A 25,633-nucleotide genomic window follows, 5' to 3' on the forward strand; every position below is an offset into this window, starting at 1 on the left:
TGAACTTTAATCAATATTAAAAACGTTGCAATTATTTGTTTTGAGAGATCAAAGACAAAGTTATTTTATAAAATAAATATGAAAGTGAACAAAAGCAATTTTTTACAACTAGTACTTTCTTTGATGATTATCATTAGCGTTTCTAGTTGTAGTAAAAAATCTTCAAGCTCAAGAAAAGGTTCTTCACAGGCCACGGGTTGGAACGTAAATAACAAGAAAGGTGGTTTTAAGCAGGCTGGCGAACAAGAAGCTGGACCAGGCTTAGTTTTTGTTGAGGGAGGTACCTTTACCATGGGAAAAGTTCAGGATGACGTCATGCATGATTGGAATAATTCTCCTAATCAACAACACGTCCAATCTTTTTATATGGATGAAACAGAGGTTACTAACTTTATGTATTTAGAGTATTTACAATGGTTAAAAAATGTTTTTCCGCCAACAGAAGAAAATTATAGAGCAATATATGAGGGCGCTTTACCAGATACATTGGTATGGAGAAATAGATTAGGCTATAGTGAAAACATGACTAATAATTATTTGAGACATCCTGCCTATTCAAATTACCCTGTAGTTGGAGTTAATTGGATTCAAGCGAACGAATTTAGTAAATGGAGAACTGATCGAGTTAATGAGGCATTATTAGAGCGAAATGGATATTTAAAAAAAGATGCTAAGACCTTAGATGTTACAGCTGAAAACTCATTTAACACAGAAACATATCTTAATGCCCCAACTGAAACTTATGGAGGAGATGATAAAATCGTTCTTAAAGGTAGAAAAGGTTCAGCAGCGAAAGGTTCTAAAACTACAAAAGATGGAAAAGTAATTGAGCCAAAAAACATTTATGTTCAACGTTCATCAGGTTTGCTTTTGCCAGAATATAGACTGCCAACTGAATCGGAGTGGGAGTATGCCGCTGCCGCTGATGTTGGTCAAAGAGAATACAATATTTATAAAGGACAAAAAAAATACCCATGGTCGGGTCAGTATACGCGTTCAAATAAACGTACAACTAGAGGAGATCAATTAGCCAACTTTAAACAAGGTAATGGTGATTACGGAGGTTTGGCAGGTTGGTCTGACGACGGTGCGGATATTACTAATGAAGTTAAAAAATACCCTGCAAATGATTTTGGATTGTATGATATGGCTGGAAATGTAGCAGAATGGGTTGCTGATGTATACAGACCGATAGTTGATAATGAATTTAATGATTTTAATTACTTTAGAGGAAATCAATATACCAAAAACAAAATAGGTAAAGATGGGAAGGCTGAAATTGTTACTAAAGCAACAATGAAATATGATACTTTAAGTAATGGTAAATTAATTGCAAGATCTTTTCCTGGTCAACTAGTTCAAGTTCCTGTAGATGAAAATGAAACTTATCTTAGACAAAATTTTGATAGAAGTAATAATTTAAATTACAGAGATGGTGATCAACAGTCTTCTAAAGATTTTAAATTTGGATCATCGGAATCAAATAAAGATATTAAAAACATGTACAATTCTCCTAAACACAATGTTACCATTGATAGTTTAGGCAAAATGGTAAGAAAATTTGATAAGTCAAATAAAAGAACCACATTAGTAAATGACAATGTCAGAGTCTATAAGGGAGGGTCTTGGAAAGATAGAGCCTATTGGTTAGACCCAGCACAGAGGCGTTATTTCCCTCAGGATATGGCTACAGATTATATTGGATTTAGATGTGCTATGTCAAGAGTTGGTTCTAAATCACAAAATAAAAAAAGACCTAGAAATTAGTTTTTATTTCATTCTAACAAAAAGCCCTTTTTAGGGCTTTTTGTTTGTAAAATTTTCCCTATTATGGATATTGCAAAAATTCATGAGTTATTTTTAAAATGTACATCAGTTTCAATTGATACTCGAAAAATTCAGCCGAATTCTTTCTTTGTGGCAATTAAAGGAGATAATTTTGACGCAAATACTTTTGCCAAAGAAGCGCTAGAAAAAGGAGCGTCTTATGTCGTAATTGATAACCCTGATTATTGTATTGATCAAAGAACTATTTTGGTTAACGACAGCCTAAAAACACTTCAGGAATTAGCACAGTATCATAGGAATTTTTTAAAACTTCCAATAATTGCTTTGACTGGTAGTAATGGTAAAACAACTACAAAAGAGTTAATTTATGTCGTTCTTTCTTCAAAATATAGGACTAAAGCAACTGTTGGTAATTTAAATAACCACATTGGGGTTCCACTAACTTTACTCTCATTCAGTACAGATACTGAAATTGGAATTGTAGAAATGGGGGCTAATCATAAGAAGGAAATTGAATTTCTTTGTGAATTAGCTCAGCCTGATTATGGCTATATCACAAATTTTGGCAAAGCTCATCTAGAAGGTTTTGGCGGTGTTGAAGGTGTTATTGAAGGCAAAAGTGAAATGTATCACTTTTTATCAGATAAAAATAAGTTAGCGTTTGTGAATTTAGAAGATCCGATTCAAGTTGAGAAAACAAATTCTTTACAGCATTATAGTTTTGGAATCAATAAATCGGAAGCTAATGTTTCTATTTCAGAAGTTACTGCGAATCCATTTGTAACTGTTGGATTTGAAAATTTAAAAATCGTATCGCATTTAATAGGATTGTATAATGCCAATAATATTAATGCAGCAATAGCTATTGGAAGTTATTTTAAAATCGATAAAGAAGCAATTAAAATAGCATTAGAAGGATATATTCCTGAAAATAATCGATCACAATTAGTTACTAAAGAGACGAATCAAATCATATTAGATGCTTACAATGCCAATCCAAGTAGTATGGCAGTCGCAATAGATAATTTTAAACAATTGGATAAGTCAAACAAAATCGCAATTTTAGGAGATATGTTTGAATTAGGTGTCGAAAGCCTTCAGGAACACAAACAACTTGTAAATTCTTTATCAAATCAAAAAGATATTATTTGTCATTTTGTTGGACCTGATTTTTTTGCTAATTCTATAACTGGAGAAAATTTATTTTTTCATAAAGATTTTACAGATTTAGTGTCTTACATGCAAATTCATCCAATAGACAAATCCACAATTTTAATTAAAGGTTCACGAGGTATGGCATTAGAACGTACTTTAGATTATTTATAATATTTTTTACTGTTCAATTCAACAATTCATTTATGAAATTTAGCATTTTAGTCACTCTTGCTTGTTTAGTTTCATTAAGTTTATTTGCACAGACTAATCAGTTGAAGGATTTGATTTGGGCTGATGAGTTTAATGTGAATGGAGCTCCAGATGCAACAAAATGGGCGTATGACATTGGGACAGGTGATTGGGGATGGGGTAACAATGAATCACAGTATTATACCAATAGAGCCGAAAATGTAAAAGTTGAAGGCGGAGTTTTAAAAATCACCTCAAGAAAGGATACTTTCAGCGGAAGTAATTATACTTCAGCAAGAATTAAAACTCAAGGCAAATTTTCGTTCAAATACGGAAGAGTCGAAATTAAAGCAAAACTTCCATCAGGAGGTGGAACTTGGCCGGCTTTATGGATGTTAGGTAATAATATCACTACAGGGGGATGGCCAGCTTGTGGAGAAATTGATATAATGGAACATGTAGGTAATGTGCCTAATAAAATTCATGGAACCCTTCATTATCCAAATTTTTCTGGTGGTAACGCTGTTTCTAGAACTATTAATATTACTAACGCTTCCTCTGAATTTCATATTTACACTTTAGATTGGAGAGCGGATACTATCAAATTCTACGTAGATGGTACTTTATTCCATACATTTAATAATAGTGCTTCTTTACCATTTAATCAGAATTTTTTCTTGATTGTTAATAGTGCAATGGGAGGAAATTTTGGGGGAAAAATCGACCCTAATTTTGTATCGTCTACTTTTGAGATTGATTATATAAGAGTTTACAACTAATTTATTTATTTTTCGTATTGTAAAACTACTTGCGATTACGTAATTAAACAGGTTAGAGTAGTCATTAGGTTTTTTTGCTATATAATAACTTAATAGGATTGCGTAAATTAATTCATTGATTAAAATAATAAATATGGTTCTATTTTCAATATTCAGTTGGATTGTAATGTTCTTTAATGGGTCACTATATACTGATGCTTTTTCGTTTTCAAATAGCTCATTTCAATATCCTGTGTTTGAAAATAAAGTAGATTGTTGGGTTACAAATGCAAATAGAAGTATTTATTTACAAAAGCAAAATGGTTTTTTGACATTTCAAAGTGGTAAATTAGAAAGTGTTAATATACAAGTTGACGATTCTCATACTTACCAGACTATAGACGGATTTGGTTACACATTAACAGGAGGGAGTGCACAAAGTATCAACAAATTAAATTCTCAAAAGCGAAAAGAATTATTGCAAGAATTATTCGGTTATAATGAGAATTCCATCAAGATAAGTTATTTGCGAATTAGTATTGGTGCATCTGATTTGAATGCTACGCCTTTTACTTATAATGACTTACCTGCTGGACAAACGGACGTTAGTTTATCTCAATTTAGTTTATCGCCCGATAATGATGATCTAATTCCAATGCTAAAAGAAATTATAGCAATTAATCCTCATATTAAGATTTTAGCCACCCCATGGTCCCCACCAACTTGGATGAAAAATAATAATAGTTTCATTGGCGGAAGTCTAAAGCCTGAGTATTACGGGGTATATGCAGCTTATTTTGTCAAGTATATTCAAAAAATGAAAGATGAGGGTATTTCTATTTCGGCAATTACTCCACAAAATGAACCTTTACATCCCGGAAACAATCCAAGTATGTTTATGTCAGCAGAACAACAAGCTAGTTTTATTAAAAACCATTTAGGGCCTGCTTTTGCCAATGCCAATATAACAACAAAAATAATTATATACGATCACAATTGTGACAGACCTGATTATCCTATGTCAATTTTAAATGATCCTATTGCCAATGCTTTTATTGACGGTTCAGCTTTTCATTTATATGCTGGTGATATAAGTGCTTTAACGACTGTTTATGATGCTTATCCTAATAAAAATTTATATTTCACTGAGCAATACACAGGAACTTCAGGAACTTTTGTAGGTGATTTAAAATGGCATATGAAAAATGTAATTATTGGCTCTATACGTAATTGGAGTAAAGTGGCTTTGGAATGGAATTTAGCTAATGATGCTAATTTTGGTCCACATACGCATGGAGGATGTACAACCTGTAAAGGAGCAATTACAATTAATAGTTCTGATAGTTATGAGCGTAATGTGAGTTATTATATTATAGCACATGTTTCAAAATTTGTTCCTCCGGGTTCCGTTCGTATTGCATCTACTCAAAAAGGCAATATAAATTCGATTGCATTTAAAACACCAGAAGGGAAAAAAGTGCTAATTTTGGAAAATGATGGAGATGCCAATGAAAAATGCACAATTGAATACAATCAAAAATTATTTTCAACTTCGCTTGATGGAGGGTCTGTAGCTACTTTTATTTGGAATTAATTACGCTATCGTCTAAATCAAATACCAAACAATCTTAATGCAAAAAACACTAACAAAACCATAAATTTAATTCAACACAAATGAAAAATACGACTATTCTTGGATTATTATTAGTATCCTTTCTAGGCTTTTCACAACAGAAAACAATTGACCAAAGAGTAGAGGCTTTGCTTAAGCAAATGACTTTGGAAGAAAAAATAGGTCAGTTGAACCAATATACAGGCAACAATCAGGCTACGGGCCCAATTACTATTAATCCTAATAAAGAAGCCGAAATCAAAAGCGGTTTGATTGGATCGATGCTAAATGTGATTGGAACAAAATATACCCGTCAATATCAAGAATTAGCCATGCAATCGCGATTGAAAATTCCATTGTTGTTTGGTCAAGACGTAATTCATGGGTATAAAACTACGTTTCCAATTCCTTTAGCCGAAGCGGCAAGTTGGGATCTAGAAGCTATTGAGTTAGGTGCGCGAATTGCAGCTGTTGAAGCTTCGGCTAGTGGTATTCACTGGACTTTTGCACCTATGGTTGATATTTCTCGTGATCCAAGATGGGGACGTGTTATGGAAGGTGCTGGTGAGGATACCTATTTAGGATCTAAAATTGCTTTTGCTAGAGTAAAAGGATTTCAAGGAAACTTAGGCGATGTGAATTCGGTGATGGCTTGTGTGAAACATTTTGTTGGTTATGGTGCTGCTGTTGGAGGAAGAGATTATAATTCAGTAGATATGAGTGATAGAATGTTGTGGGAAACGTATTTACCTCCATTCAAAGCCGCTTTGGATGCGGGTGCTGCAACGTTTATGAATTCATTTAACGATTTGAATGGTGTGCCAGCTACGGGGAATAAATTTTTGCAAAGAGACATCTTAAAAGGCAAATGGAATTTTCAAGGATTTGTGGTTTCCGACTGGGGTTCAATTGGCGAAATGGTCAATCACGGGAATGTAAAAGACAATAAAGAAGCCGCACAGTTAGCTATTACAGCTGGAAGTGATATGGATATGGAAAGTAATGCGTATCGTTATAATTTGGCGCAATTAGTACAAGAAGGGAAAGTTGATGTAGCTTTGATTGATGATGCAGTAAAGCGTATTCTTCGTAAAAAATTTGAGTTGGGGTTATTTGAAGATCCTTATAAATATTCCAATCCAAAGCGTGAGGCTAAAGAATTAAATAATCCGTTGCACCGAAAAATTGCACGTGATATGGCAGCAAAAAGTATTGTTTTGTTGAAAAATGAAAAACAGCTTTTGCCTTTGTCTAAAGACGTAAAAAAGATTGCTTTTATTGGGCCATTAGTAAAGGAGCATAAAGAAAATATAGGATTTTGGGCAGTGGAATTACCTGAATTAGATTACACTAAAGAAGTGGTTTCGCAATGGCAAGGTTTACAAAATAAAGTAGGGAAGAACACACAGCTATTGTATGCTAAAGGATGTGAAATCGAAGGAAACAATAGAGATGGATTTGCTGAAGCAATTGCTGTGGCAAATCAAGCAGATGTGGTGATTGTAAGTATTGGAGAAAGAGGCAATATGAGTGGTGAAGCCAAAAGCCGAAGCAATATTCATATTCCTGGAGTTCAGGAAGAATTAGTACAAGCACTTCAAGCTACGGGTAAACCAGTTGTTGTTTTAATCAATGCTGGTCGACCACTTGTGTTTAATCAAACTGCAGATACTGCTCAAACTATCTTGTACACATGGTGGTTAGGAACTGAGGCAGGTAATGCTATAGCGGATGTGCTGTTCGGAGATTATAATCCGTCGGGTAAATTGCCAATGACTTTTCCAAGAGAGGAAGGACAGTTGCCAATTTATTACAATCACTTCAACACTGGAAGACCTGCTCCAAATGAGACAGCTTTCAATTATGTTTCAGCTTATACCGACCTGAAGAATAGTCCAAAGTTTGCTTTTGGACACGGTTTAAGTTATACTACTTTTAATTACTCTGATTTGAAATTGTCAAAAAATAAAATTATGGATACTGAAACTATAGAAGTTAGTTTTCAGTTAACCAATGGAGGGAAATTTGCAGGAAATGAGGTGGTGCAATTGTATTTAAGAGACAAAGTAGGGTCGGTAGTTCGACCAATTATTGAGTTGAAAGATTTTCAAAAAGTCTATTTGAATGCAGGGGAAACCAAAACCATTCAGTTTACAATTGACAAAGAAAAATTAGCATTCTACAATGAAAAATTAGAGTGGAATACAGAAGCTGGTGATTTTGATTTGATGATCGGAACCTCTTCATCTGGTATTCGTTTGAAAGCGGGTTTTGAATTAGTAAAATGATTTAAATAGTCTACTTTTAAAGAGAGTACTATTGTATAGTGTACAAAGGGATGTTAATTTTTTAAACATCCCTTTGTATTTTTATGATTATTTATAAATTTTGTCCGTTTGGGTTTATATAGTATATTCGTTGCACCCAAAAAAACAGACAACAAAACTAAAATTAATTCCATGTTAAAAGAGGTTATAGCTAACAAAGAAAATTACCAACCTGGTTTATCTACGGATTGTGTTATTTTTGGTTTTCATGATAACCAATTGAAAGTCTTGTTGATCAAAACAAAATACTCCGAGGATTGGGCTTTACCTGGAGGGTTTGTTCGCGTCGATGAAAGTATTGACGAAGGAGCGGTAAATGTCTTGCAAAGAAGAACCGGTTTAAAAGGAATTTTTCTACGCCAGTTTGCGACTTTTGGCAAAGTGAATCGAAATCCGATAGCGTTTAGTCAAAAAGTAGTCAATTTTTTTGGTATTCCCAAAGAAGAAGCGCTATGGTATCAAAGACGTTTTGTAACTATAGGGTATTATGCGTTAGTCGATTTTTTACAAGCCGTTCCGCAACCGGAAGGAAATAGTGAAGTAGTGGAGTGGATTGATATTAATTGCATTCCTTCTTTGATTTTAGATCACAAAGAAATTTTTGACAAAGCGCTCGAAACTCTTCGAATGGAATTAAATCTAGTTCCTGTGGGCTATAATTTATTACCTGAAAAATTTACGATTCCTCAATTGCAAAAATTATACGAAACTATTTTAGGGAGAAAACTAGACCGTCGAAATTTTCTAAGAAAAATAACTTCGATAGGTATTTTAAACAAGTTAGACGAAAAGAAAAGTAATGTGGCACACAAAGCACCTAACTTATATTCATTTGACAAAGAACGATACAAAACGGTTTTAAATAATGGTTTGCACCAAGGTTGGTAAAATTAATTGTTTAATAAAAAAGGCTTGTCTTATTAGACAAGCCTTTTTTATTTATAATGTTTTCACTTCATCTGATTCTGTATATTGAATCGAAAATTCGTGCGTGGTTAGATTTGCTTTCAATTGTGCCAATTCGGCTCCGTTTCTCCAAATTAGATTCAATTCGTTTTCAGAAGTTTGACCAAATTCTAAAGTTCCTGAGAAGGCTTTACATGTGTTACGCAAACGCAACATGTCCAATTGTTTTAGGACTACTTCTTTTTTTAATCCTTCTTGAATAGCTTCTAAACTTAAGGTGGTTCGGTTGATTTCTTTGTGACCGTCTTTTCCTGCTTTTTCAACTCCAACATAATCATTCTTCCCTGCAAAAATATCCAAATACCAGATTTGAGGAATTCCAGGCATAAAGAGTTGGATTGCTCTAGCTAAGGCTAATTTTTGTTCGCTTTCACCCAAAGCACTAAAGTAAGTCGCATTCACTTGGTAATACGATATTTTTTTACCATCTGCACCATATAAGTTTTTTACCAATCCGCCGCGTTCGATGATGAGGTTCATCAAGTCTTCGATTTCATTGTCTTCCAATAATCCTTTTTGGTACACGCCATCCACTTCTTTTCCTTTCAAATCTAGAACAGGAATTCCATCGTGGCAACCCAACATGTTTACTGTTTTTAAACCTTTGGTAATTATATCCTTTGCCCAAGTCACAATTGCTTTGTTTGATCCTTTTTCAATGGCATGAATACACAAACCAGGTAAGAAGAAATCATAAATAGCATAACCTTCCTTGGCTACTTCTTCGTGTAAATGCAAACCGTATTCAGCATGGATTTCCGGTAATAACTCTAAATTATTTCTTTTGGCAATTTCATTGATTCGTGCTAGATAATCCCAAGTTCCCGGTTTGTTAAAGAAATTACTTTCCCCAATAGCTTTGTGCAAATACGCAAAGGCATCCAAACGCAAAATCTGTCCGCCGTAACTCGCTACTTTTGCCAAAACATCTTCATAAAACTCCCAAACCAAAGGCGAATTAGCGTTTACGTCCATCTGGCCTAAATATTCTCTTTTGTTGTTTACAATTTTTAGTACTTCAGAAGTTAGTTGAGCATTTAAACCTAAATCAATAGTTTGAATATCATTGTTCTCCTCAATAGCACGGTTTATTGTTTCACAAATCACACTAGCTTGATCAGTTGTAATTTCAGTTAGCGATTGTAGATCGGATACCGTTATTTTTTGAAGGGTTACTTTTTGATAAAAAGTGTTCCAATACGGGCGTTCTTGGCCGTCAGGGAAAACAATATTTAAAATGGGTAATCCTGATTTTCGCATGAACAATTTGTCCAAATACTCTTTGTTTGGAATAATGACGCCATCTTCTCCAAGTGTTCCGTTGCCTTTCCAAAATTCATTCCAGTCAATGAAGAAGTCTTTGAATTTTGATTGATCTCCTTTGGCAATTAAATCTTTAAATTGGGGAGAGGCTACCGATAAGTGATTTAAAACAATGTCAAATTTCAGTTGAATATTTAATGCTTTCAAAGCTTCAATATCTTGTTTTGAAACTAATTCTTCATTGATATCATAATTAACAATAGAAAACCCTCGATCTAAGTCACTATTAAAAAAAGTGGGTAGCACATAAAAAAGAGAAAAAGTATCCTTGAATTCGGGTAGTTGCAGCATGCTGACAATATCCTTTAGATTTTTTCCAATACTATCAGGATAAGCGTTCAGCATGACGCCTTTGGCTATACTATTAGGAGTTGTGTTTGATGCCATTGTCTAGTGTAATTTGTTGTGTGTTGTTTTGCTTTGAGAATTTTGATGATTTGCTCTGATCGACGTAAAGTTAATAATAAAAAGTGCGAACTTAAAGCTGTGAAATTTATTTACTGTAAAATGAGTAATTAGAATTCATAAAAAAAACTCCTTAATTTCTTAAGGAGTTTTAATCGGTGGGCGATGAGGGGTTCGAACCCCCGACCCCCTCGGTGTAAACGAGGTGCTCTGAACCAGCTGAGCTAATCGCCCGATTGCAATTCGTAAATTTTCATTCCCTTATTGCGAGTGCAAATATACAGCTGTTTTTTGTATTTGCAAGAAAAAATGTAAAAAAAATTATAAAATTTCTGCAACAACAAAAGTGCTTCCTCCTACATAGATAAAATCAGTAGGTTGTGCATTTTGCTTGGCTTTGGCGTAAGCCGCTGAAACAGAATTGTATATTTTTCCGTTAAGTCCAAATTGAGCTGCTTTTTGTGCTAAAACAGTAGCTTCAAGTCCGCGTGGAATATTGGGCTTGCAAAAATAATATTCTGCTTTTTTTGGAAATAAAGGTAATACTTCGTCCAAATCTTTGTCATTAACTACTCCTAAAACAAAATGAAGTTGGTCAAAAGATTCTTTTTGAATTTGGTTCAAAACAATAGTAAGCCCATGTGTATTGTGTGCTGTATCGCAAATTGTTTTTGGCAATTCGTTCAATTTTTGCCATCTCCCTTGTAAGCCAGTGTTTTTTACTACTTGAGATAATCCTGTTTTCCAATGCGCTTCAGTTGTTTGGAAAGCTGTGTGTTGATTTAAAACGGTAAGGGTTTGAATTACTGTTTTTTTATTATGAACTTGGTAATCGCCAATTAAGTCGGATGGGAAAGTAGTTGCGATCAAATCAGAGGCAAAGTAGAGGTCGCTTTGATTTTCTTTGGCTTTAGCCAAAAAAACGGGCTGGGTTTCAGTTGTAAATTCTCCAATAACAACAGGAATATTTGATTTAATAATTCCGGCTTTTTCAGATGCAATTGCTGCCAAAGTGTTTCCCAAGAATTGGGTGTGGTCTAAACCAATATTGGTAATCACTGAAACGAGAGGTAAAATAATGTTTGTAGCATCCAATCGTCCGCCCATACCCACTTCAATAATAGCAATGTCTATTTTTTCTTTGGCAAAATAATCGAAAGCCAATCCAACGCTCATTTCAAAGAAACTCATATCTTTGGCTTCAAAAAACGATTGATGTTGGTTGACAAAATCACAAACAAAGTCTTCAGGAATCATTACACCATTAATCTTGATGCGTTCCCTAAAGTCTTTTAAATGGGGTGAGGTGTACAAACCTACTGTGTATCCTGCTTCTTGAAGAACAGAAGCCAACATATGTGAACAAGAGCCTTTGCCATTTGTGCCAGCTACGTGAATGCATTGTAATTTTTTCTCAGGATGCCCCAAGTAATCCATTAGTATATGAACGTTGGTTAGATCTTTTTTATAGGCAGAAGCTCCTTGCAATTGGTACATTGGGAGTTGATTAAAGAGCCAATCTAAAGTTTCTTGATAGGTCATTTGTTGAGAAAATTATCTTTGTTAAAAATATTTTTCGATTTTTTTAGTTTACTATTGCATCGAAAAGTATCTTTATTGCAAATTTCAAACAAATTTTAGAATTAAAGCTCAAAAAACAAGAATAATATATGTTTAGTTTACTACAATTACAATCGGACACCCTTGCTAATACTGCCTCTAATGTGGTAGTTGAAAAAATCGCTACCAATACTGAAATCTCTGTATTGGAGTTTATATTTAAAGGAGGTTTCTTTTTGATTCCAATCGCTATTTTATTGTTCTACACCATTTATGTGATAATTGAACGTTACTTATATATTAGTAGAGCATCTGTTATTGATAGTCGTTTGATGGCTGATGTTCGTGATCAATTGCATTTAGGAAATTTAGATTTAGCGAGAAGCATTGTCGAAAGAAGTAATTCGGCATCTGGTAATATTTTAAAAGAAGGTATTTTAGTAATTGGAAGACCAATTTCAGAAATCGAATCGAATATGGATCGTGCTGCTGATATCGAAATTGCACAAATGGAAAGTAAATTAGGACATTTAGGTTTAATTGCTGGGATTGCCCCAACATTAGGATTTATTGGAACTATTTCGGGTGTAATTAAGATTTTTTATAGTATTTCTGTAACTGAAAATATTAGTATTGGAAACATTTCAGGAGGTTTGTATGAGAAAATGATTAGTAGTGGTTCTGGATTAGTTGTTGGTATCATTGCTTATAGTGCCTACCACTTATTGAATGGTAAAATTGATAATTTTGCCTTGAAAATTCAGAAACAAATTTTAGAATTTGTCAATATTATTCAAAAAGCATAGGTATGTCAATTAAACGTAAAAGAAGATTTCATGCTGAAGTGGCGACTTCGTCACTGAGTGATATTATGTTTTTTTTATTGTTGTTTTTTCTAATCATTTCTACACTAGCCAATCCTAATGTAATTAAAATGACTTTGCCGAAAGCACAAGCGAACGAAAAGACAAACAAACAATTCATTAGCTTATCTGTTACAGAAGATAAGCAGTTTTATATCGATAAAGAGCCGGTTACTTTTGAGGCATTAGAGAGTACACTTATGTCTAAGATGAACGCTCAAAAAGACCAAACGGTTGTGGTGCGAATTCCGTTTAATTTGCAAGTACAAGATTTAGTGGATGTATTGCAAATTGGGGTTAGAAATAATTTGAAATTTGTAATTGCTACGAGTCCTAAGTAGAAGTTTTGTCATTCCGAATTTATTTCGGAATCTATAATAAAATATAAATCAATTATTTTAAGAAACTGAATCAAGTTCAGTTTGACAGAGTAGGGTTTTAAAAGCGTCAATTCAAATTGAAATTATACACAATTTTCCCCACTTGTTTTTCAGGGGCATCACTACTAGCATCCCATTTGGTATTCATTGCGGCCAATTTGGCTTGATCTAGCAAACATTTGGCAGTATTTGTTGTCCCCTTAATTCCTGCTATTGCGCTGATGGTTCTTCCGGTTCTATCAACTGAAACTTCTACAACTACTTTTCCTTCCTCATTACAGGTATATTTAGGTGCCGGTTTTGATATTGCTTTCCGATTACCTAAAGAATAACCTCCTCCATTACCATTGCCTGATCCACCGCCCGAACCTGCTCCGTATCCGCTTCCATTGCCTATTCCGTTTCCAGTTCCATTACCACCACCAGTTCCGCCACCGGAACCACCATTGCCATAATAACTAGCGGCTGTTAAACTACCATTAGACTTTCCTTTATTACCAGCAGTTTTGTCGTCTCCGTCACCTCCCTTGTTTGATCCTTTTAATAGACTTGATAAGGCATCATTAGTAGTGTTAGCGATTTTGGGTTTTATTACTTCAGGTTTTGCTTCGTCTTTAACGACAGTTGGTTTTTTCTCCGTTTTTTCTTTTTTCGGAATCACAACGCTTTCTTCAGTACTATTTTCTTGGGAAATAATTGCTTCCTCTGAACTAGTAGTTGTTGGAGTTTCTTTTGTTCGATTCTGAACTTCTAGTACTTCACTTTCAAAATTACTACCCGAACCCAAATCACTGTCTCCAAAATTAACAGAAACACCACCGCCTCCACCACCAGTAAGCTCTGCCAAATTAGAAGGTGGCCAAAATCGGATAAAAAATAAAATCAACAACATGGCTGCATAAATTAGCAACGAAAATGCTAATGACTTTTTTTGATCTGTCGAAGGAGTAAAACCCATGTATTTTGCTTATTTTTAATACGGTATTCAAATAACGTCGAAATGTACTAAAAATTGTCAAGAGTGAAAAGGAAAAGTTGCACTTTTGACTGCTATTTTTTTAAACTAAAATATGATAATTACGTATTAAAAAGTATCTTTGACTGATTATTTAATAATTTAAACTATTAATTTTAACCTTATATGGATTTTAATTTAACAGAAGAGCATAAAATGATTCAGCAAGCAGCAAGAGATTTTGCTCAAAATGAATTATTAGCTGGCGTTATTGAGCGTGACGAAAATCAAATTTTCCCTGCGGATCAAATAAAGAAGATGGGTGAGTTGGGTTTTATGGGAATGATGGTAGATCCTGAATACGGTGGAAGCGGATTGGATACTATTTCTTATGTATTAGCTATGGAAGAAATTTCCAAAGTTGATGCTTCAGCTTCAGTGGTGATGTCTGTCAACAATTCTTTGGTTTGTTGGGGCTTACAAACTTATGGAACTGAAGAACAAAAACGAGAATGGTTACCCAAACTAGCTTCAGGAGAAATTCATGGTGCTTTTTGTTTGAGTGAACCAGAAGCAGGAAGTGATGCAACCTCGCAAAAAACTACTGCTATAGATATGGGAGATCATTATTTGGTTAACGGTACAAAAAATTGGATCACTAATGGAAATTCCGCTTCATTTTATATCGTAATTGCACAAACAGATATTGACAAAAAGAGTAGAGGAATCAATGCCTTAATTATGACCAAAGATATGCCAGGGTTTTCTATTGGTCCGAAAGAGCAAAAAATGGGAATCAGAGGATCAGACACACATTCATTGATGTTCTCAGATGTTAAAGTACCCAAAGCTAATCGTATTGGTGAAGATGGTTTTGGATTTAAGTTTGCTATGAAAACATTGGCTGGTGGTCGTATTGGAATTGCTGCGCAAGCTTTAGGAATCGCTTCAGGTGCCTATGAATTAGCTTTAAAATATTCGAAAGAACGTAAGGCTTTCGGAACTGAAATTTGCAATCACCAAGCGATAGCATTTAAACTTGCTGATATGGCAGTTGCTATCGAAGCCGCTCGACACTTATGCATCAAAGCCGCTTGGGATAAAGATAACCATCATAATTACGATGTAAGTGGTGCTATGGCAAAATTATATGCTTCTCAAGTAGCTATGGATACTGCAATAGAAGCGGTTCAAATTCATGGCGGAAATGGATATGTAAAAGAATACCACGTAGAACGAATGATGCGTGACGCAAAAATTACGCAAATTTATGAAGGGACTTCTGAAATTCAGAAAATTGTAATTTCAAGAGCCGTTTTGGCAGATTAATTTTTATTCAAAATTTACTAAGGTTCTTATTCTTGTTTTTAAAGAATAAGAACCTTTTTTTATTTTTATTAAATAAAGAGATTTATTTGAGTTTGATTTTGTTTATTTTCGCTTTATGAAAAATATTATTGTAACCGGAACGAGTAGGGGTATAGGTTTAGAATTAGCATTACAATTTGCTTCAAAAGGGCATCATGTTTTAGCACTTTCTAGAACAATTCCTCAAACTCTTTTAGGTAATAAAAACATCAGTTGCTTATCAGTTGATTTAGCCATTGAATCAGACTTACAAAAAGTATCCGATTATATTTCTACAACATGGAAACAGGTTGATGCAATTGTACACAATGCGGGTAGTTTGTTATTAAAACCTTTTTCCGAAACTTCACAAGCTGATTTTGAAAGCATTTATAAAGTAAATGTTTTTGGTGTTGCCAATTTAACTCGCGTAGCATTACCGTATTTACAAAAAGGAAGTCATGTCGTAACGATTAGTTCGATGGGCGGAATTCAAGGTAGTTTAAAGTTTGCAGGTTTAGCAGCTTACAGTTCGAGTAAAGGTGCTGTCATTACACTTTCTGAATTGTTAGCCGAAGAATACAAAGAAAAAGGAATTGCATTTAACGTTTTGGCACTTGGAGCAGTTCAAACCGAAATGTTAGAAGAAGCGTTTCCAGGCTATCAGGCCCCAATTTCTGCAGCTAATATGGCTCAATACATTGTGGATTTTACGCTAACGGGTAATCGATATTACAACGGAAAAGTGTTGGAAGTTTCATCTACAAATCCTTAAATCAGTTTAGTTTTGAATGATACCCTAGCAAGATATATTCCGGAGCATGCAGTACGACCTGTTTTTGAATTAATTGTATCGAATCAAGTGCATCTTAAAATTGTTAACGAAAGACAAACCCGTCATGGCGATTATAGAAGATCATTAAATGGTAATCACGAAATTACGGTCAATGCTAGTTTAAATCAGTACAAGTTTTTGATTACGTTAATTCATGAAATTGCACATCTTGCAGCTTTTGAAAAATTTGGAAGACACATCAAACCACATGGCAATGAATGGAAAATTACTTTTCAACGTTTGATGGTTCCTTTCATTCGTCCAGAAATTTTCCCTCAGCATTTGTTGCCTTTATTAGCAAGACACTTCAGAAATCCATCTGCAAGTAGCGATACGGACACTACTTTATCATTGGCACTCAAACAATTTGACCAACAAAATGATAAAAATTATGTTTTTGAAATTCCATATGGAAGTATATTTCGAATTTCAAACGGCAAAATTTTCAAAAAAATAGCGGTGAGAACCAAACGCTTCGAATGTTTGGAAATTAGTACTGGTAAAACCTATTTATTTAATCCAAATGCAGAGGTAGAGTTGTTGAAAATTAATTAATGTCCGTTTAAAACGGCTTCTCTAACTTTTTTAAATAAATTAGAAGAATACACAAAATCAACCACTGCTTTATTATCGGTTTTGAAAATTTCTTCTTTTGTTCCTTCCCAAGCTTTTAATCCGTTTTTTAAGAATACAATTTTTTCTCCAATTTCCATAACGGAGTTCATATCGTGGGTGTTGATTACAGTTGTAATATTGTATTCTTTTGTGATTTCTTGAATTAAATTGTCAATTACCGTAGCTGTTTTTGGATCTAATCCAGAATTGGGTTCGTCACAAAATAAGTATTTTGGATTGTTTACAATGGCACGAGCAATAGCAACACGTTTTTGCATACCACCAGAAATTTCAGATGGCTTTTTGTGATGTGCCTCAACAAGATTAACACGATCAATTACAAAATCAACACGATCTTTAATCTCTTTTGGCGATTTATTGGTAAACATTTTTAATGGGAATCCAATATTTTCCTCAACGGTCATACTGTCAAAAAGTGCACTCCCTTGAAATACCATGCCAATTTCACTGCGCAGTTCCCGTTTTTCATCTTTATTCATTTGGCCATAAACTCTTCCATTAAAAGCAATAGTGCCTTTATCTATTTCATGAATACCCAATAACGATTTTAAAAAAACAGTTTTTCCTGATCCACTTTGTCCAATAACTAAACTTGTCTGTCCAGCTTCAAAATTGGTACTAATTCCTTTAAGTACTTTTTGACTACCAAATTTCTTTTCAACGTTTGTAACTTCAATCATTAGCTTAATAAAATTTGAGTGAGTAAATAGTTGACAATAATGATGACTACAGAAGTCCAAACAAATGAAATTGTACTTGCCTTACCAACTTCTAACGCGCCACCCTTCATATAATAACCATGAAAAGAAGGGATAGTTGCTAATATAAAAGCAAAAGCCAATGTCTTAATGAACGCATAAGTAATATGAAAAGGAATAAATTCTACTTGGAGTCCGTTTATAAATTCCGTTTCTGTTGCAAATCCGCCAAAAACGGCAGCTAAATACCCTCCAAATATTCCTAAAAACATGGCGATTCCAATAATAAAAGGATACAGGAATAAAGCTACAATTTTCGGGAATACTAAATAATTTAATGAGTTGACCCCCATTACTTCTAAAGCATCTATTTGTTCCGTAACTCTCATCGTTCCAATACTTGATGTAATAAATGAACCCATTTTACCTGCCATAATAATGGAAATAAAAGTGGGTGCAAATTCTAAAATCACGGATTGTCTGGTGGCAAATCCAATTAAATATCTTGGAATTAGCGGATTGGTTAAGTTTAAAGCCGTTTGAATGGCTACAACTCCACCCACAAAAAACGATATAAAACATACAATACCCAAAGAATCAATAATTAAATCTTCAATCTCTTTTAGGATGAGCTGTTTCATCACGCTCCATTTTACAGGTCGGTTGAACATGTCTTTCAACATGAGAAAATAACTTCCTATTTGGGTTAAATATTTGATGAGTATCATAATTTTTTAATTGTAAGCTAAATTACAAAAAATGAAATAGCTTTAGTCTAATTGATTTAGGAGTTTGAACTTTCTATTATTGAAAAAGTTTATTCTTCATTTTTTGAAGTCGATATTTTCTAATGAACTTCGCTTGTTCATCAGTAACTAACATAGGTTTGTTTGCTAATTTGGCTTTCCAAAAACCAAGTAAATAGTCTAAAAACAATAACGGTTTTCCCTTTCGGAGGGCTAATTTTAGTGAAGCAATTGCGGTAATAATGAAGCCGTAGCCCAAAGTATAAAATGCCTCGCCTTGTTTATATCGTGCGGTTTTATTGTAATTAGCTCCCGTTGGTTTTAAGTGTTTTACGTGTAAACTTTCATTAGTAACTACTTTCCAATTGTAAAATTTACACAATAATTCATCTACCGTATCCCAACCCATTTGTGCTCTCAATCCACCTATTTGTTTAAAAGTTGCTTTTCGATAGGCTTTTAAAGCACCCCGAATATGATCTTTATCGGTTAAATTTTCTAAAATCCATTCGCCATTTTTTTCGATGTAACAAAAACCACCTACCATTCCAATAGAGGAATCAGAGTTAAAATGCTGAATTATCGTTTCGAAATAGTTTGTTGGAAAAATCAAATCGGAATCTACTTTTACAATTAAATCATAGTCTTCGTCAATAGATTCTAATCCTTTTTGAAAAGCTTGGATAACTTTACTTCCGGGTAAATGAACTGCACTAGAGTTTTTGGTTACCAATGAAATCCAGGGGTATTTTTCGGCGAAAGCCAAAACTATTTCTGGAGTACTATCTGTTGAATTGTCATTCACTACAATTACTTTCGATGGAAGAACGGTTTGATCTGCCAACGATTGTAATGTTAAAGCAATAAATTGTTCTTCATTGTAAGTAGGAATAACGATATAATACTTCATTATTTAATTTTTTCGGCGTAAACGATGTAATATCTTGGCGTAAAGAAACGCAACAATGGTCTAAAACCAATCTTTTTCACAGGATGAGTAAATTTCTCCCTTGCGATGATTTTCCATCCCGTTTTTTCTAACAACCAATCCAATTGCCAATCTTCAAACTCGTGATAATGCCTATCCCACATATCTGTTTTGCTACGATAAGCGGGAGAAAACCACAATCGAAGCGGAATTGAAATCAACAATTTATCTGATTTTACATTTTGTAAAATAGTGTACGGATTTAATAAATGTTCGAAAATTTCAAACGCAGTAAAAACAGTGTAATCTTCGTTTTGTATCGCAGTTTGATTGTTATCTAAATCCTCTCCACTAGTATTTTTTACAGTATATCCATTTTCAATCATAATTTTTGAGAATGGATTAGGAACCCCTAAGTCAAAAATGGTTTCTGAAGTAGTAATGTGTTTTTGTAAAAATTCTAAAGTGTGTTTGAATCTTTTATTGGGAAACGTTTTTTCGTACATAGTATTGATGTGGGACAATTTGAAATTTCGTCCAATTTTGTTAAAGTAACAAAGATAAATAAAGTTTTGAATTTTGAACTTTTATGGAGCAGGATATCAATAAGAAATTCGCGGCTTTGAATGTAAACCGCGAATTTTTATATACTTATTAATTGCAATTAATATCGGTATACAAACGCATTGATATTCATTCCAGCTCCAACCGAAGCAAAGATTAAAACATCTCCTTTTTTGATTTCTTGATTTTCTATTTTACCTTGAAGTACTTGATCAAAGAGCGTAGGAACAGTTGCAACACTACTATTTCCTAGATCGTGAATGCTCATTGGCATAACGTCTTTAGGAGGCGTTTTTTCATATAGTTTGTAGAAACGATGAACAATGGCTTCATCCATTTTTTCATTGGCTTGGTGAATCAATATTTTTTTGACATCATCAATACCTAAACCGCTTTTGTCTAGACAACTTTTCATTGCTGATGGGACATTACTCAACGCAAATTCATAGATCTTTCTACCATACATTTTAATGTATTTGGTTTCTGGATCTAAGTCTGGATTGTATGATTTACCGAAGAATAAATAACCTGCTTCGTCATTGGCAAAAGTAGCGCTTTCGTAAGATAAAAGTCCGCTTTCATCGTCTGAAGCCTCAATTATAGAAGCACCTGCACCGTCAGAATATATCATTGAATCACGGTCGTGATCATCTACTACTCTTGATAAGGTTTCTCCTCCAATTACCAAACAACGTTTTGCCATTCCTGACTTAATAAATGCATTAGCTTGCAAAACGCCTTCTATCCAACCTGGACATCCAAAAAGAAGGTCGTATGCCACGCATTTTGGATTCTGAATTTGCAATTTATGTTTTACTCTCGTGGCTAAACTTGGCAACATATCCGATTGTACAGTGCCGTGTTTTACATCGCCAAAGTTGTGTGCAAAAATGATATAATCTATTGTTTCTGGATCTATTTTAGCGTTTTCAATAGCTTTCTTGGCTGCAAAAAAACCTAAATCAGATGAGGTATATTGGTCGTTAGCATAACGTCTGTTTTCAATTCCAGTGATATTTTTGAACTTGTTGACTACTACTTCATTTGGATAACCAAAAGGACTTCCATCTTCGTTTAAAAAAACATGATCGGAAAAATCAGTGTTACTAACGCTTTTTTCAGGAATATAACTTCCTATTCCGCTTATTTTGATATTCATAAAATTCTATATTATAGTACGAATTTATCTTTTTTATCTGAAATAACTATAGCAAAACAGAAACTAAGTTAATTTATTATCATTATTTTAATAAAAACATTTGAAAAATGACAATTTAGTAGTTATTTATCTTGTTGCGCAATTTTTATTTGCATAATGGTGGATAAATTATGGGCTTGGTTTTTCATTCGTTCACAATTGAAGCCTTCAAAGTTTTCGTTGATGGCTGCTTCAAAGTGATTGAGCCAAATGTCAAATAATTCTTTGGTTAGATAGGATTTTGCGTTCACATCCAAATGAATTTGAGTTAAATTGTTGACATAACCACCCGTTCCTAAAATGGCTTGTGACCAAAAAGTAACCAGAATGGGTAAGTGTTCTTCTAGCTTTATCTTTACGACATCTGTGAAGATGTAACTAATTGTATCGTCAGCCAATAATTTTTTGTAGAATTCATCTACTACAATATATATTTCTTCTGGAGTTTGAATATCTTTCATTTTGGTTACATTTTAATTTTAAAGTTAGGTGATTTCAATTGTAATATAAAGATTAAAACCACAATTCATATGTATGAAAAAGGTTTCAAGGATTCTGAACTTAATTCAAAATGACACTTGAAACCTTATTCTTCGTACTTTAAGCTCGTACTTCTTATATTGATTTACATATATGCTTCAATTGGTGCACAAGAACAAACTAAATTTCTATCTCCGTAAGCATCATCTACACGACGCACACTTGGCCAAAATTTATTTTCTGCAATGTATTCTAGCGGGAAAGCTGCTTGTTCTCTAGTGTATGGAAAATTCCAAACATCAGTCGTAAGCATTGCTAGTGTATGTGGCGCATTGTGTAAAACGGTATTGTGATCGTCTGCATTAGCTACTTCAATCTCTTTTCGAATAGCAATCATAGCATCACAAAAACGATCTAATTCTGCTACATCTTCTGATTCAGTTGGTTCTATCATTAAAGTTCCTGCAACTGGGAAAGAAACCGTTGGCGCGTGGAATCCATAATCCATTAAACGTTTTGCAATATCGGTTACTTCAATTCCTTGTTGTTTAAATGCACGACAATCTAATATCATTTCGTGAGCCGCTCTTCCCATTTCTCCTGAATACAATATTGGATAATGAGCTTCTAAACGCGCTTTCATATAATTGGCATTCAAAATAGCATATTTAGTTGCATTAGTAACGCCTTCTGACCCTAACATTGAAATATAACCATACGAAATTAAACATACTAAGGCTGATCCGTAAGGAGCTGCTGAGATAGCTGAAATGGCTTGATTACCTCCTGTTGGGATAATTGGATTAGTTGGTAAAAACGGCACTAATTTCTCGTTCACACATATTGGTCCAACACCAGGTCCACCACCACCGTGAGGAATGGCGAAGGTTTTGTGTAAGTTTAAGTGACAAACGTCAGCGCCAATTGTAGCAGGATTGGTTAAACCAACTTGCGCATTCATATTGGCACCATCCATATATACTAATCCTCCATTTTCATGAATTAAATTAGTGATTTCAATAATCGAACTTTCAAAAACACCGTGAGTTGAAGGATAGGTTACCATTAAAGCAGACAAACGGTCTTTGTATTCTATAGCTCTAGCACGTAAATCTTCAACGTCAATATTTCCTTCTGGAGTAGTTTTAGTTACAATAATTTCCATTCCTGCCATCGCTGCCGATGCTGGATTGGTTCCGTGTGCCGAAGAAGGAATTAAACACACATTTCTGTGATGATCTCCTCTTGATAAATGATAGGCTCTAATGGTCATTAAACCAGCATATTCACCTTGTGCACCCGAATTTGGTTGCAAAGTAGTTCCTGCAAAACCTGTTACCACATTCAGTTGCTGTTCTAATTTTTTCAGCATGATTTGGTATCCTTCGGCTTGTTCAATTGGAGCAAACGGGTGAATACTGTTCCAATTAGCCATAGATAATGGCAACATTTCGGCTGCAGCATTCAATTTCATGGTACAAGAACCCAAAGAAATCATCGAGTGATTCAATGACAAATCTTTACGTTCTAGCTTTTTGATATAACGCATCAACTGACTTTCTGAATGATGGTTATTGAATACCTCGTGTTGCAAGAAAGATGAAGTTCTTTCTAGGTTTTTAGGAACCATTGTTTCATTTGCAAATTCATTAATTTGCACATTTGACTTCCCTAAAGCTTCCGCAAAAATGGATACAATTTGGTTTAGGTCTGTTAGTGAAGTGGTTTCGTTTAATGAAATCGAAATCGTTTCGTTGTCAACATAGAAGAAGTTTACTTCGTTTTTCTCTGCAACAGTTTTAACCTTCGCAGCATCCACTTTTACTAAAAGGGTATCGAAGAAAGCAGAATTGGTTTGGTATACACCAAGTTTATTTAGGGCTTCCGCCAAAGTTACTGCCGAGGCATGTACTTTATTGGCAATATATTTAAGTCCTTTTGGTCCGTGATAAACAGCATACATTCCAGCCATAACCGCCAGTAAAACTTGTGCAGTACAGATATTTGAAGTTGCTTTTTCACGTTTGATGTGTTGCTCACGAGTTCCTAAAGCCATTCTCAAAGCGCGATTTCCATTGGCGTCAATTGTTACACCAATGATTCTTCCTGGCATTGAACGTTTGTGTTCTTCTTTGGTTGCAAAAAATGCTGCGTGAGGTCCACCGTACCCCATTGGAATACCAAAACGTTGTGAAGTTCCCACCACTACATCAGCTCCCATTTCTCCCGGAGGAGTTAATTTGGCTAATGATAAAAGATCTGCTGCAACGGCTACTTTTATTTCGGTAGCATGTGCTTTGGTTATAAATCCAGTATAATCGGTTACTTGACCAAATTTGCCTGGATATTGTAAAACAGCTGCAAAAAAGTCAGTCGAAAAATCAAATGTTTCGTGATTTCCAACTACTATTTCTATTCCTTTTGGAGTAGCACGTGTTTGTAATACGGATAGGGTTTGCGGTAAAATTTCTTCAGAAACGAATAATTTATTTACATTATTTTTCTTTTGGTCTCGAGTACGAACATCAAACAATAAAGCCATGGCTTCAGCCGCTGCGGTACCTTCATCAAGTAATGAAGCATTGGCAATCTCCATTCCTGTTAATTCAATGATAGTAGTTTGGTAATTTAAAATAGCTTCTAAACGACCTTGTGCAATTTCTGCTTGGTAGGGTGTATAAGCAGTATACCAACCTGGATTTTCAAAAATATTTCTTTGAATTACGGCAGGAATTGCTGCAGGGTGATATCCTAAACCGATATACGATTTAAAAACTTTATTTTTGCTTCCCAATTCTTGAATATGATTTAAGTATTCAAATTCAGTCATAGGTTCGTCAAGTTGAAGTTCCGATTTAAGTCTAATATCTGAAGGAATTGTTTCATGAATTAGTTGGTCCAAAGAATCTACACCAATGGTTTTTAACATCAAATTCAAATCGGTTTCTCTTGGTCCGATGTGTCGTAAAGCGAATGCGTCTGTTCTCATTTTAGCGCTATATTTAAGAATAAATAGTTGTGTTTAGTTTGTTTTTTAAAAAAACATGAGCAAAAGTAATTATTAAACTTGTATTTTAAGGTTCAACAAATGGTAATATTTTAAGAATTTGTTAACCAAAAACAACTCTTATTAACAGATTGATTAATATTGCAATATGTCTAAAACTAAAAAATATTTAGATTTTTATATTAAATCCTCTTTACATGTTGGATTAGCAGTTTTTTCTTTGGTTCAACTAAGTTTTACCCAACTCAACTCGTATGCCTTTTTAGTTTTTTTTGGAACTATAGTAGGATATAATTTTCTGAAGTATTCACAATGGTTTGGATTTAAGAATGTATTTGATAAAAAAGTAAAAGCTATTCTAAGTGTTTCTTTAGTAGCTAGTATTGTATGTGTTTTTTTATTCTATAAACAAGAATATTATATTCAGATTCACCTATTTATTGCTTTGCTTTTGGTTGTATTGTACCCAAGTTTTAGGAAAATAGGCTGGATAAAACCATTTTTCGTTGCTTTTGTAGTGACCTTCATCACGGTATATATTCCGTTAATGAATCATGAAGAAGTAATTGTAATTTATTTACAACGATTTTTATTGTTGTCTAGTGTGATGATTCCTTTTGAAATTTCAGATAGCACAACTGATTCGGTTGCTTTAAAAACACTCCCTCATTGGTTTGGCATACAAAGAACAAAACAAATAGGATATGTATTAGTAGTTCTATTTTGTGTAGTATCATTTCATGCACTAGACTGCCTTTATCCATGCTTTATCTATGCTTTATCTTCAGTAGTTGCTATTTATTTTTCTACTGAAAAAAGGAGTTGGTATTATACATCATTTTGGGTCGAAAGTTTGCCTGTTTTTTGGTTACTTATTTTCCTTTTTAGCTAATAATCAACTTTCAAAACAGAA

At 34.1% G+C, this 25,633-nt stretch carries 22 protein-coding genes and 1 tRNA gene; 12 read left to right on the plus strand and 11 right to left on the minus strand.

Annotated elements, in window-relative coordinates:
- Nucleotides 1-78: 78 nt before the first annotated feature.
- From gldJ to LPC20_RS04935, 6 genes are all read left to right on the plus strand, one after another.
- Nucleotides 79-1,767, plus strand: coding sequence for a gliding motility lipoprotein GldJ (gene gldJ, locus LPC20_RS04910; RefSeq protein WP_229327024.1), 1,689 nt, complete (start codon nucleotides 79-81; stop codon nucleotides 1,765-1,767).
- Nucleotides 1,768-1,830: 63 nt separating this feature from the next.
- Complete coding sequence (locus LPC20_RS04915) at nucleotides 1,831-3,114, plus strand: UDP-N-acetylmuramoyl-tripeptide--D-alanyl-D-alanine ligase (protein WP_229327026.1); 1,284 nt, start codon at nucleotides 1,831-1,833, stop codon at nucleotides 3,112-3,114.
- A gap of 32 nt (nucleotides 3,115-3,146) precedes the next feature.
- Entirely contained in the window at nucleotides 3,147-3,911 is a 765-nt protein-coding gene (locus tag LPC20_RS04920) for a glycoside hydrolase family 16 protein (protein WP_229327028.1), read from the plus strand.
- Nucleotides 3,912-4,044: 133 nt separating this feature from the next.
- A complete protein-coding gene (locus LPC20_RS04925; RefSeq protein WP_229327030.1) occupies nucleotides 4,045-5,484 on the plus strand; it encodes a glycoside hydrolase family 30 protein in 1,440 nt (479 codons plus the stop codon).
- Between the two features lie 80 nt (nucleotides 5,485-5,564).
- On the plus strand, nucleotides 5,565-7,790 hold the full coding sequence (bglX, locus tag LPC20_RS04930; protein ID WP_229327032.1) for a beta-glucosidase BglX: 2,226 nt from the start codon (nucleotides 5,565-5,567) through the stop codon (nucleotides 7,788-7,790).
- 171 nt (nucleotides 7,791-7,961) lie between these two features.
- Nucleotides 7,962-8,717, plus strand: a complete 756-nt coding sequence (locus LPC20_RS04935; protein ID WP_229327034.1) for an NUDIX hydrolase — start codon at nucleotides 7,962-7,964, stop codon at nucleotides 8,715-8,717.
- A 51-nt stretch (nucleotides 8,718-8,768) separates the two neighbouring features.
- On the opposite strand, the gene LPC20_RS04940 is transcribed toward LPC20_RS04935, so the two are convergent.
- The 3 genes from LPC20_RS04940 to LPC20_RS04950 all read right to left on the minus strand — a co-directional run bounded on the left by LPC20_RS04940 (nucleotide 8,769) and on the right by LPC20_RS04950 (nucleotide 12,065).
- Entirely contained in the window at nucleotides 8,769-10,505 is a 1,737-nt protein-coding gene (locus LPC20_RS04940) for an alpha-amylase family protein (RefSeq protein ID WP_229327036.1), read from the minus strand.
- Nucleotides 10,506-10,682: 177 nt separating this feature from the next.
- Nucleotides 10,683-10,757, minus strand: a tRNA-Val gene (locus LPC20_RS04945).
- A gap of 87 nt (nucleotides 10,758-10,844) precedes the next feature.
- Complete coding sequence (locus tag LPC20_RS04950) at nucleotides 10,845-12,065, minus strand: bifunctional folylpolyglutamate synthase/dihydrofolate synthase (RefSeq protein ID WP_229327038.1); 1,221 nt, start codon at nucleotides 12,063-12,065, stop codon at nucleotides 10,845-10,847.
- Nucleotides 12,066-12,193: 128 nt separating this feature from the next.
- Here LPC20_RS04950 and LPC20_RS04955 point away from each other — a divergent pair, with 128 nt between their 5' ends.
- On the plus strand, nucleotides 12,194-12,889 hold the full coding sequence (locus LPC20_RS04955) for a MotA/TolQ/ExbB proton channel family protein (protein WP_229327040.1): 696 nt from the start codon (nucleotides 12,194-12,196) through the stop codon (nucleotides 12,887-12,889).
- Nucleotides 12,890-12,891: 2 nt separating this feature from the next.
- Nucleotides 12,892-13,287, plus strand: a complete 396-nt coding sequence (locus LPC20_RS04960; RefSeq protein ID WP_229327042.1) for an ExbD/TolR family protein — start codon at nucleotides 12,892-12,894, stop codon at nucleotides 13,285-13,287.
- A 106-nt stretch (nucleotides 13,288-13,393) separates the two neighbouring features.
- Here the strand turns inward: LPC20_RS04960 and LPC20_RS04965 are convergent, their stop codons facing one another.
- The gene (locus LPC20_RS04965) at nucleotides 13,394-14,284 is read right to left on the minus strand and encodes an energy transducer TonB family protein (RefSeq protein ID WP_229327044.1); all 891 of its coding nucleotides are present in this window, start codon (nucleotides 14,282-14,284) and stop codon (nucleotides 13,394-13,396) included.
- Between the two features lie 183 nt (nucleotides 14,285-14,467).
- On the opposite strand from LPC20_RS04965, the gene LPC20_RS04970 reads away from it, so the two are divergent.
- The 3 genes from LPC20_RS04970 (at nucleotide 14,468) to LPC20_RS04980 (ending at nucleotide 17,018) form a co-directional block, all read left to right on the plus strand.
- Nucleotides 14,468-15,610, plus strand: a complete 1,143-nt coding sequence (locus tag LPC20_RS04970) for an acyl-CoA dehydrogenase (RefSeq protein WP_229327046.1) — start codon at nucleotides 14,468-14,470, stop codon at nucleotides 15,608-15,610.
- Between the two features lie 115 nt (nucleotides 15,611-15,725).
- Nucleotides 15,726-16,403 (plus strand): SDR family NAD(P)-dependent oxidoreductase, encoded by a 678-nt coding sequence (locus tag LPC20_RS04975; RefSeq protein ID WP_229327048.1) that lies wholly within the window; start codon nucleotides 15,726-15,728, stop codon nucleotides 16,401-16,403.
- A gap of 12 nt (nucleotides 16,404-16,415) precedes the next feature.
- Nucleotides 16,416-17,018 carry a SprT-like domain-containing protein gene (locus LPC20_RS04980; RefSeq protein WP_229327050.1) on the plus strand — a complete coding sequence of 201 codons (603 nt, stop codon included), beginning with the start codon at nucleotides 16,416-16,418 and terminating at the stop codon, nucleotides 17,016-17,018.
- Here LPC20_RS04980 and LPC20_RS04985 read toward each other — a convergent pair.
- The 7 genes from LPC20_RS04985 to gcvP form a co-directional block, all read right to left on the minus strand.
- Nucleotides 17,015-17,779 carry an ABC transporter ATP-binding protein gene (locus tag LPC20_RS04985; RefSeq protein ID WP_229327052.1) on the minus strand — a complete coding sequence of 255 codons (765 nt, stop codon included), beginning with the start codon at nucleotides 17,777-17,779 and terminating at the stop codon, nucleotides 17,015-17,017. The genes LPC20_RS04980 and LPC20_RS04985 overlap by 4 nt on opposite strands.
- Complete coding sequence (locus tag LPC20_RS04990) at nucleotides 17,779-18,525, minus strand: MlaE family ABC transporter permease (RefSeq protein WP_229327054.1); 747 nt, start codon at nucleotides 18,523-18,525, stop codon at nucleotides 17,779-17,781. The genes LPC20_RS04985 and LPC20_RS04990 overlap by 1 nt, the downstream gene beginning before the upstream one ends.
- Nucleotides 18,526-18,601: 76 nt before the next feature.
- Nucleotides 18,602-19,453 (minus strand): glycosyltransferase family 2 protein, encoded by an 852-nt coding sequence (locus LPC20_RS04995; RefSeq protein WP_229327055.1) that lies wholly within the window; start codon nucleotides 19,451-19,453, stop codon nucleotides 18,602-18,604.
- A complete protein-coding gene (locus tag LPC20_RS05000; protein ID WP_229327057.1) occupies nucleotides 19,453-19,977 on the minus strand; it encodes a methyltransferase in 525 nt (174 codons plus the stop codon). The genes LPC20_RS04995 and LPC20_RS05000 overlap by 1 nt, the downstream gene beginning before the upstream one ends.
- A gap of 158 nt (nucleotides 19,978-20,135) precedes the next feature.
- Nucleotides 20,136-21,194 (minus strand): 3-oxoacyl-ACP synthase III family protein, encoded by a 1,059-nt coding sequence (locus LPC20_RS05005; RefSeq protein ID WP_229327059.1) that lies wholly within the window; start codon nucleotides 21,192-21,194, stop codon nucleotides 20,136-20,138.
- Nucleotides 21,195-21,316: 122 nt separating this feature from the next.
- Nucleotides 21,317-21,694: a group III truncated hemoglobin gene (locus tag LPC20_RS05010; RefSeq protein ID WP_229327061.1), complete on the minus strand. Its 378-nt coding sequence runs from the start codon at nucleotides 21,692-21,694 to the stop codon at nucleotides 21,317-21,319.
- Nucleotides 21,695-21,858: 164 nt separating this feature from the next.
- Complete coding sequence (gcvP, locus tag LPC20_RS05015; RefSeq protein WP_229327062.1) at nucleotides 21,859-24,702, minus strand: aminomethyl-transferring glycine dehydrogenase; 2,844 nt, start codon at nucleotides 24,700-24,702, stop codon at nucleotides 21,859-21,861.
- Between the two features lie 166 nt (nucleotides 24,703-24,868).
- Here gcvP and LPC20_RS05020 point away from each other — a divergent pair, with 166 nt between their 5' ends.
- The gene (locus tag LPC20_RS05020; RefSeq protein WP_229327064.1) at nucleotides 24,869-25,612 is read left to right on the plus strand and encodes a hypothetical protein; all 744 of its coding nucleotides are present in this window, start codon (nucleotides 24,869-24,871) and stop codon (nucleotides 25,610-25,612) included.
- Nucleotides 25,613-25,633 lie beyond the last annotated feature (21 nt).

Source organism: Flavobacterium ammonificans (assembly GCF_020886115.1).
Taxonomy (GTDB): Bacteria; Bacteroidota; Bacteroidia; order Flavobacteriales; family Flavobacteriaceae; genus Flavobacterium; species Flavobacterium ammonificans.

What these genes read in the sequence shown, in the direction of transcription:
- LPC20_RS05000 (WP_229327057.1), bottom strand. Translation starts at nt 19,977, where the DNA reads ATGTACGAAAAAACGTTTCCCAATAAAAGATTCAAACACACTTTAGAA.
- LPC20_RS04975 (WP_229327048.1), top strand. Translation starts at nt 15,726, where the DNA reads ATGAAAAATATTATTGTAACCGGAACGAGTAGGGGTATAGGTTTAGAA.
- LPC20_RS04955 (WP_229327040.1), top strand. Translation starts at nt 12,194, where the DNA reads ATGTTTAGTTTACTACAATTACAATCGGACACCCTTGCTAATACTGCC.
- LPC20_RS04990 (WP_229327054.1), bottom strand. Translation starts at nt 18,525, where the DNA reads ATGATACTCATCAAATATTTAACCCAAATAGGAAGTTATTTTCTCATG.
- bglX (WP_229327032.1), top strand. Translation starts at nt 5,565, where the DNA reads ATGAAAAATACGACTATTCTTGGATTATTATTAGTATCCTTTCTAGGC.
- LPC20_RS04915 (WP_229327026.1), top strand. Translation starts at nt 1,831, where the DNA reads ATGGATATTGCAAAAATTCATGAGTTATTTTTAAAATGTACATCAGTT.
- LPC20_RS04935 (WP_229327034.1), top strand. Translation starts at nt 7,962, where the DNA reads ATGTTAAAAGAGGTTATAGCTAACAAAGAAAATTACCAACCTGGTTTA.
- LPC20_RS05010 (WP_229327061.1), bottom strand. Translation starts at nt 21,694, where the DNA reads ATGAAAGATATTCAAACTCCAGAAGAAATATATATTGTAGTAGATGAA.
- LPC20_RS04950 (WP_229327038.1), bottom strand. Translation starts at nt 12,065, where the DNA reads ATGACCTATCAAGAAACTTTAGATTGGCTCTTTAATCAACTCCCAATG.
- gcvP (WP_229327062.1), bottom strand. Translation starts at nt 24,702, where the DNA reads ATGAGAACAGACGCATTCGCTTTACGACACATCGGACCAAGAGAAACC.
- gldJ (WP_229327024.1), top strand. Translation starts at nt 79, where the DNA reads ATGAAAGTGAACAAAAGCAATTTTTTACAACTAGTACTTTCTTTGATG.
- LPC20_RS04985 (WP_229327052.1), bottom strand. Translation starts at nt 17,779, where the DNA reads ATGATTGAAGTTACAAACGTTGAAAAGAAATTTGGTAGTCAAAAAGTA.
- LPC20_RS04920 (WP_229327028.1), top strand. Translation starts at nt 3,147, where the DNA reads ATGAAATTTAGCATTTTAGTCACTCTTGCTTGTTTAGTTTCATTAAGT.
- LPC20_RS04970 (WP_229327046.1), top strand. Translation starts at nt 14,468, where the DNA reads ATGGATTTTAATTTAACAGAAGAGCATAAAATGATTCAGCAAGCAGCA.
- LPC20_RS04940 (WP_229327036.1), bottom strand. Translation starts at nt 10,505, where the DNA reads ATGGCATCAAACACAACTCCTAATAGTATAGCCAAAGGCGTCATGCTG.
- LPC20_RS04960 (WP_229327042.1), top strand. Translation starts at nt 12,892, where the DNA reads ATGTCAATTAAACGTAAAAGAAGATTTCATGCTGAAGTGGCGACTTCG.
- LPC20_RS04995 (WP_229327055.1), bottom strand. Translation starts at nt 19,453, where the DNA reads ATGAAGTATTATATCGTTATTCCTACTTACAATGAAGAACAATTTATT.
- LPC20_RS04925 (WP_229327030.1), top strand. Translation starts at nt 4,045, where the DNA reads ATGGTTCTATTTTCAATATTCAGTTGGATTGTAATGTTCTTTAATGGG.
- LPC20_RS05005 (WP_229327059.1), bottom strand. Translation starts at nt 21,194, where the DNA reads ATGAATATCAAAATAAGCGGAATAGGAAGTTATATTCCTGAAAAAAGC.
- LPC20_RS05020 (WP_229327064.1), top strand. Translation starts at nt 24,869, where the DNA reads ATGTCTAAAACTAAAAAATATTTAGATTTTTATATTAAATCCTCTTTA.
- LPC20_RS04965 (WP_229327044.1), bottom strand. Translation starts at nt 14,284, where the DNA reads ATGGGTTTTACTCCTTCGACAGATCAAAAAAAGTCATTAGCATTTTCG.